This window comes from Parvibaculum sp. (genome assembly GCF_035511255.1).
Taxonomy (GTDB): Bacteria; Pseudomonadota; Alphaproteobacteria; order Parvibaculales; family Parvibaculaceae; genus Parvibaculum.
Genome location: NZ_DATKFR010000276.1, coordinates 1 through 7,003 on the forward strand (window position 1 = coordinate 1; position 7,003 = coordinate 7,003).

At 62.7% G+C, this 7,003-nt stretch carries 6 protein-coding genes; 3 read left to right on the top strand and 3 right to left on the bottom strand.

Translation table 11 applies throughout. The features are described from left to right. Window positions 1–502, top strand: a 502-nt coding sequence (gene modA / locus VMR03_RS11070) for a molybdate ABC transporter substrate-binding protein (protein ID WP_325405160.1), incomplete at its 5' end; no start/stop codon positions are given. 7 nt (window positions 503–509) lie between these two features. Here the strand turns inward: modA and VMR03_RS11075 are convergent. The 3 genes from VMR03_RS11075 to VMR03_RS11085 all read right to left on the bottom strand — a co-directional run bounded on the left by VMR03_RS11075 (window position 510) and on the right by VMR03_RS11085 (window position 2,524). Beyond that, complete coding sequence (locus VMR03_RS11075) at window positions 510–896, bottom strand: LysR family transcriptional regulator (protein ID WP_325405162.1); 387 nt, start codon at window positions 894–896, stop codon at window positions 510–512. A gap of 20 nt (window positions 897–916) precedes the next feature. Further along, on the bottom strand, window positions 917–1,372 hold the full coding sequence (locus VMR03_RS11080) for a YaiI/YqxD family protein (protein ID WP_325405170.1): 456 nt from the start codon (window positions 1,370–1,372) through the stop codon (window positions 917–919). Window positions 1,373–1,483: 111 nt separating this feature from the next. After that, window positions 1,484–2,524 (bottom strand): AraC family transcriptional regulator, encoded by a 1,041-nt coding sequence (locus VMR03_RS11085; RefSeq protein WP_325405164.1) that lies wholly within the window; start codon window positions 2,522–2,524, stop codon window positions 1,484–1,486. Window positions 2,525–2,707: 183 nt separating this feature from the next. Here VMR03_RS11085 and VMR03_RS11090 point away from each other — a divergent pair, with 183 nt between their 5' ends. Then, the gene (locus VMR03_RS11090) at window positions 2,708–4,714 is read left to right on the top strand and encodes a DUF1302 domain-containing protein (protein WP_325405166.1); all 2,007 of its coding nucleotides are present in this window, start codon (window positions 2,708–2,710) and stop codon (window positions 4,712–4,714) included. Window positions 4,715–4,972: 258 nt separating this feature from the next. Continuing rightward, entirely contained in the window at window positions 4,973–7,003 is a 2,031-nt protein-coding gene (locus tag VMR03_RS11095) for a DUF1302 domain-containing protein (protein WP_325405168.1), read from the top strand.

Sequence of the window (7,003 nt, forward strand, 5' to 3'; positions counted from 1 at the left end):
CAAGCGCCATCTCGTGGATGCGGGCACGAGAAAAAACCTGCTCGGCAACCGCCTCGTTCTCGTCGCGCCGAAAGCATCGGCCGTCGCACTCGACATTGCGCCGGGCTTCGACCTCGCGGGCGCCCTGCAGGGGGGCCGTCTCGCCATGGCGGACACGAGCAGCGTGCCCGCCGGAAAATACGGCAAGGCCGCGCTGGTGAAGCTTGGCGTCTGGAAAAGCGTCGAGAGCCGCGTCGCCCAGGCCGAAAATGTGCGCGCCGCGCTGGCCTTCGTCGCCCGGGGGGAAACGCCCCTCGGCATCGTCTACCGCACCGATGCGATCGCCGAGCCGGCGGTCAGGATCGTCGGCACCTTCCCGGACGAGACCCATGCGCCGATCGTCTATCCGGCGGCCCTCGTCGCCGGCGCGGCGAGCCCCGGCGCGACGGCCTTTTTCAACTATCTCTCCACGCCCGCCGCAACCGCGATCTTCAAATCCCAGGGCTTCGCGGTTCTGCCTTGATGCAAGACTACCGCCGCGCGCGGCCGATCAGCGCGATTTCGGCGGCAGCGGCCTTCTGCGCCTTCTTCTCGATCGCGCGATAGGCCCGCACGATGTCCTTGCCGGTCTGCGTCAATCCTGCGCCGCCGCCGCGCGCGCCGCCCTGCTGCGTCGCCACCACGCTCCCGAAGATCGTGTTGAGGTCGTCGACGAGCTGCCAGGCCCGGCGATAGGACATACCCATCTGGCGCCCCGCCGCGCTGATCGAGCCAAGCTCCACGATCAATTCGAGAAGCCGCACCTTGCCGGGGCCGAGTCGTCCAAGGTCAGGAAAATCGAGCCGCAGCGTCAAGCGCGTTTCAGCGGCCTTGTCCTCCTTCGCCCGAACCTGCGTTCCCGCCGCGCGCCGCGCCATTCATCCTCCATCCAGCCCGATTACAAACCCTTGCCGCGGCGTATCGCCTGAATCATGTTTTCAAGTTCGCGCAGAAACCGCGAGCGATCGTCGCGCGTGAAGGCCGGATTTGTCCCCTTCACGTCGCCCGCCTCCCGCAGTTGCTGCATGAGATCGCGCATGGCGAGCGCCATGCCGATACTCTCCTTGGTAAAGGGTTTGCCGTCCGGCCGCAGGGCCCGTGCGCCGCGCCCAAGACAGCGCGAGGCGAGCGGAATGTCGGCCGTCACGCAGATGTCCGACGCGGTGATCCGTTCCGCGATCCAGTCGTCAGCCGCGTCCGGCCCCTGCGCCACCACGACCTGCCGCACCAGCGGATTGCCGCTCGGCCGCATGCCACTGTTGCTGACGACATAGACCTGCAGCCCGTGCCGCTCGGCCACGCGCAGCACTTCGTCCTTCACCGGACAGGCATCGGCGTCGACATAGATTTCCATGGCTGCGGATTCGGACAAGCTCACTCCGGTGGAAGGCAAGCGCGATTCGGGCCTCGCGGACGTCTCTATATATCCGGAGTTTTGTGAGCGGATGCAAACGGCGCGGTTGTCTCAGGTGGCAGCCTCCAGCGGCGGCGCCTCCTCGTCGGACGACGTGGAGAATTCGGCCTCTCCGCTGGCGCCGGCCTCGTCCATGAAACCGCCGCGGAAGCTTTGCGGCGAGCAACCGTTCCATCGCCGGAAAGCTCGACGGAAATTCGCGGCATCCTCGAATCCGAGCAGCGCCCCGACCTCCGCAATGCTGAACTTCGTCTCGCCGAGATAGGCTTTGGCAAGCCGGTTGCGCACGTCGTCCAGAATCTCCTGGAAGGACTGCCCTTCATTGAGAAGCCGCCGCCTGAGCGTGCGTCCGCTCAGGTTGAGTTGCCGCGCCACCTCATGCTCGTTCGGAATGCGTCCGCGTGCGCTCATCAGAACGCGCCGCACCTCCGACACGTAGCTTACCGCCCGATCCTGCTCGCGCAGAAGCTTGCCGCACTGCCTGACATACATTTCAGCGACTGCGTTCTGCGCGGCAACAAGGGGCTGATCGGCAATCTCGCGCGGCCCGATCAGCCGATTGGCCGCCTTGCCGAAGCTGACGGGGAGCCGCAGATACCGCTCATAGATCTCCACCGGCATCGCAGGCTCGAAGGCGAACTCCACACGGCATCCCTCGATCTCGGCGCTGACGAGTTCACTGATCGCCGTCACGGCCGCCGCGAAGAACGATTCGACGATGAAGTTGTGCGCGCCGGGCAAGTCGGCTGTCGGCGCAATCGTCAGCATGACGTTGTCCTGATCGAACGAGAAACGCACCGTTGCATGCGCCGCGCGCACAGGATTGTGTTGCATCAGGAATTCCGCCGCCTGACGCAGCGTCCTGCAGCCCATCAGGGCGTGACCGAAGACGCCGTGGGATCCGAGGTGGAGCGACGATCCGAATCGCAATGCAAGCGACGGATCGCGCGAAAGAGTCACTGCTTCCTCGCACATCCTGAAGAATCCATCCTCGTCGATCGGCCGCCCGGCTTGAACCAACGTAGACGGATCACAGCCCAGATCGCGGAGTGTCCGCGTCAGTGCAAAAATGTATGCCGCTTGGACTTTCATGCTGCGTCCACATCCGACCTGGGGTTTGGCCACGAGCGACCTCACGCGACGCCAAGAATATTTCTGAAATAGAACCCTCGCAACGCGTGCCGCTCAAGTAAAAATTCCTGTGTGAGCGAGCAAACGACAAAACACAACAAGCGAGGACGAAGAGAAAAAGAACTATCGCAGAAGGGGAGAGAAATGAGGGTCTGCAAACAATCGATACTTGGGCTGTCTGTCGCGATCTTCGCTGCGGCCTTTCTCGCAAGGCCGGCACTTTCGGAGGAATACAAATTCGGCGATGTCTCGATGACGCTCGACAATACCGTGTCCGCGTCGGTCAGCGTCCGAACCTCCGATCAGAACTGCGAGTATATTTCCGTCTATAATGGCGGCTGCACCGCGGCCAACGGCACCGACTACGACGTCAATTCGGATGACGGCAACATCAATGTCGAGCGCGGCGACATCATCTCGGCGCCGATCAAGATCGTATCTGAAATCGATGCCAAGTGGCGCGAATATGGCGTCTTCGCCCGCGCCAAGGCATTCTGGAATCCCGCCGCCTACAAGCTCGGCGACGGCGACGGAAATTATGGCCCCGTTGCTGCGCCCAACGCCCAGCGCCGCCCCTTGCAGGACGCCTATCGGGGCGACGACGCCTACAATCGCGAACTGCGTCAGTTGAAACTTCTCGACGCCTTCGCCTACGCAAATTTCAACGTCTTCGACGACCTGCCGCTCAACGTCCGCCTCGGCCGTCAGGTCGTGAACTGGGGCGAGAGCCTCTTCATCCCGGGCGGCGTGTCCTCCTATCTGCCCCTCGATGTCGCCGCGTTGACGAAGCCGGGCACGGAGCTCAAGGAGGTCTTCCTTCCCCAGCTGACCGCCTATGCGAGTCTCGGCCTGCCGGCAAACTTCACCGTCGAGGCGATGTATATCGCGGCCTGGGAGAAATCGCCTTTGCCGCCCTGCGGCACGTTCTTCTCGCCGAGCGACGCGCTCTCCGACGGTTGCGGCTATGCGTTGGCAAGCGGCGAGTTCTACACCAACCCCGATGGCTCGCCGCGCGACACGTCCGGTACCACCGGTCCGCTGTTCGTGCCTCGCGGCGCGTCGGACAATCCGCCCCAGCAGGGTCAGTGGGGCGCCGCACTGCGCTACTACGCGGACTGGCTCAATGACGGTACCGACCTCGGCGCCTATTTCGTGAATTTCCACGACAAGCTGCCGATAGGCACCTTTACGGCGAATGCGAACCAGACATTGCTGAATGTTGCCTCCATCGCGGCCGGCGGCAATCCGTCGAGCCCGCTGTGCCTCGTGGCTCTTCCCTTCAGCGACGATGCCGGCCGTCCGGTCCGCACCTGCGCGGGCGCAGAAGGGCTCGACGCCAAGCTCAGCGGAAAAACGCTGCGCGCCCAGTACCCCGATAACATTCACATGATCGGCGCGAGCTTCAATACGACCGTCAACATCCTGAACGGCACCGCCCTTTCAGGTGACCTCGCCTACTACACCAACATGCCCTTCCAGATCGATACGACGGAATTGACGGGTGCCGATTTCAGAAATGCGGGCTTCCTCGGACTGCTGGGGCAGCCGTCCATCTACAACGGTCCCGCAGTCGCTCCCGGCGATCTGATCCCCGGTTACCAGCGCACGACGGCGCTGCATGGTCAGGTCTATACGATCAGCACCTTCACGCCCTCGGATGCCATCGTCAGCATGGCGGGGGCCGATATCCTCCTTCTGGTCGCCAATGCCGGCTTCCAGTATCTGCCGGACGCGAAGGGAAATCGGTTCATGATTCCGCGTTCCGGCGAAACCCATCCCAATCCGGGCATGGCGTCTATCCTCGGCGATCCGTGTATCGCTGCCGGCAGTTGCTCAGTCTCGCCGCAATATGCCACCTCCTTCTCATGGGGGTATCGCGTGCTGGCGGCGCTTCAATACAACTCCGCCTTTGGAACGCCTTATACGATCATGCCGCGCGTCTTCTTCTCGCATGACATGAAGGGCTATTCCGCCGGACCGATCGGCCCCGGTTTCATCGAAGGCGTGAAGCGCGTCGGCATCGGCGCCGACTTCAGTTACAAATCGGCCTACAAGGTCAGCGTCGATTACTCGACGGCGTTTGGAAACGCCTATCGCAACGCGATGTACGACAAGGACTTCGCGAGCGCCTCTTTCTCCTACGCCTTCTGAACCGACAGGCGCCCCGGACCGGTCGAAGTTCGGGGCGTTTGTTGCAACTCTGTCTAGATTTGTCGGGCGTTTCGACTTTGATGCGCTGTCCTCATTCGACCCCTTCATTGGCCGAAAGAGACCTCACCCCGTCTGGGACAATTTTCTGAAATGACACGCCCGCAACTGTCGGCCGCGCGATTCCCTTCGCGTGAGCGAGCGACAACGACCGGCGGCGCGGCGGCTTCGGAAATGTACCTGTGCAGAAGGGGAGAAAACATGCGGTTCCGTATCCAATCACGCCTCGGACTATGTCGGCCATATGTCGCTCTGTTGACGTTCGCCGGTGTGGCGCTGTTGGCGGCTCCGGCTTCCGCCGAGGAATACAGATTCGGTTCCCTCAATCTCACATGGGACAATACGGTCTCCGCGTCGGCGAGCGTCCGCACGTCGAACCAGTCCTGCGATCACATCTCGGTTTATAACGGCGGCTGCGCGAGTTCGAACGGCGCCCATTGGGACGTCAACTCCGACGACGGCAACGTCAATGTCGAGCGTGGCGAACTCATCTCCGCGCCGCTGAAGATCATTTCCGAACTCGGTGCGAAATGGGAGAACTTCGGCGCCTTTGTGCGCGCCAAGGCCTTCTGGGATCCCGCCGCCTACGATCTCGGCGAGGGTGACGGCGATTACGGCCCCGTCGCGGCGCCGAACGACCAGCGCCGGCCCTTGCAGGACGCCTATCGCAACAAGGATGCCTACAATCGCGAACTGCGCCAGTTGAAGCTCCTCGACGCGTTCGTCTACGGCAATTTCAACGTCTTCAACGACCTGCCCCTCAACGTCCGTATCGGACGCCAGGCCGTGAACTGGGGCGAAAGCACGTTTATTCCTGGCGGCGTCTCCTCCTATCTGCCGCTCGACGTCGCCGCTTTCACCAAGCCCGGCACCGAACTCAAGGAAGTCTTCCTGCCGCAGAACACGGTCTATGCGAGTCTCGGTCTGCCCGCGGACCTCACGCTCGAGGGCATGTACATCCTTGAATGGGACAAGTCGCCGCTTCCGCCTTGTGGCACGTTCTTCTCGCCCAGCGACGCGCTCTCCGATGGCTGCGCCTACGCGCTCAGCAACGGCGAATATTACACCAATCCCGACGGGAGCCCGCGCAGCCTGACCGGCCTCTCCGATCCTCTCTTTATCCAGCGCGGAGCGGAACAGGGCGCTCGCGACCAGGGCCAGTGGGGCGCCGCTCTGCGCTACTACGCGAGCTGGCTCAACGACGGCACCGATCTCGCCGGCTATTTTGTGAACTTCCACGACAAGCTGCCGATCGGTACCTTCACCGCCGACCAGACGAGCGGCCTCGGCTACACCGCATTGAATACCATCTCCGGGCCCGGCGTGTTGAGCAGCCCGGTCTGCACGACGACGCTTCTGATCGACGAAGGCGGACAGCCGATCCCCGTTTGCGCTGCCTTGTTCGGTCAGGCCGCGCGCGACAGCGGCAAGCATCTCATCGCTCAGTATCCTGAGGATATTCACATGATCGGCTTCAGCTTCAATACGACGCTGGCCGATGTGATGAACGGAACGGCGCTTTCCGGCGAACTCGCCTACTACACCAACATGCCCTTCCAGCTCGACACGACCTATCTGCAGGGCGTCGACGCGCAGAACTTCGGCTTCACCCCCGGAGCTGGCGAAAGCTCCTATTATGACGGCCCCGCCGTCGCGCCGGGCGATGTCATTCCCGGCTACAAGCGCACCAAGGCGCTCCACGGACAGATTTACTCGCTCTCGACCTTCACGCCGTCGAACTGGCTCGTGGAGGCCGCGCGCGGCGATCTGCTCATCCTCGTGATGAATGCGGGCTTCCAGTACCTGCCCGACGCCGACAACAACCATTACATGATCCCCCGCTCCGGCAGCACGAATGCCAATTCGGGCATGGCGGCGACCTTCGGCGATCCCTGCAACGTCTCGGGCACCTGCAGCATCGCGCCGCAATATGCGACATCTTTCTCATGGGGTTATCGCCTGCTGGCGATGATGCAATACAACAGCTTCATGGGAACGCCGGTCACGATGACGCCGCGCGTCTACTTCGCCCATGACGTGAAGGGCTATTCGGCGGGCCCCATCGGTCCGGGCTTCGTCGAGGGCGTCAAAACGGTCGGCCTCGGCGTCGATTTCGACTACAAATCGACCTACAAGCTCAGCCTCGATTACGCCTCCAGCTTCGGCAACCGCTACAGGAACGCGATGGTCGACAAGGACTTCGCCAGCGCCTCGATCTCCTACGCGTTCTGA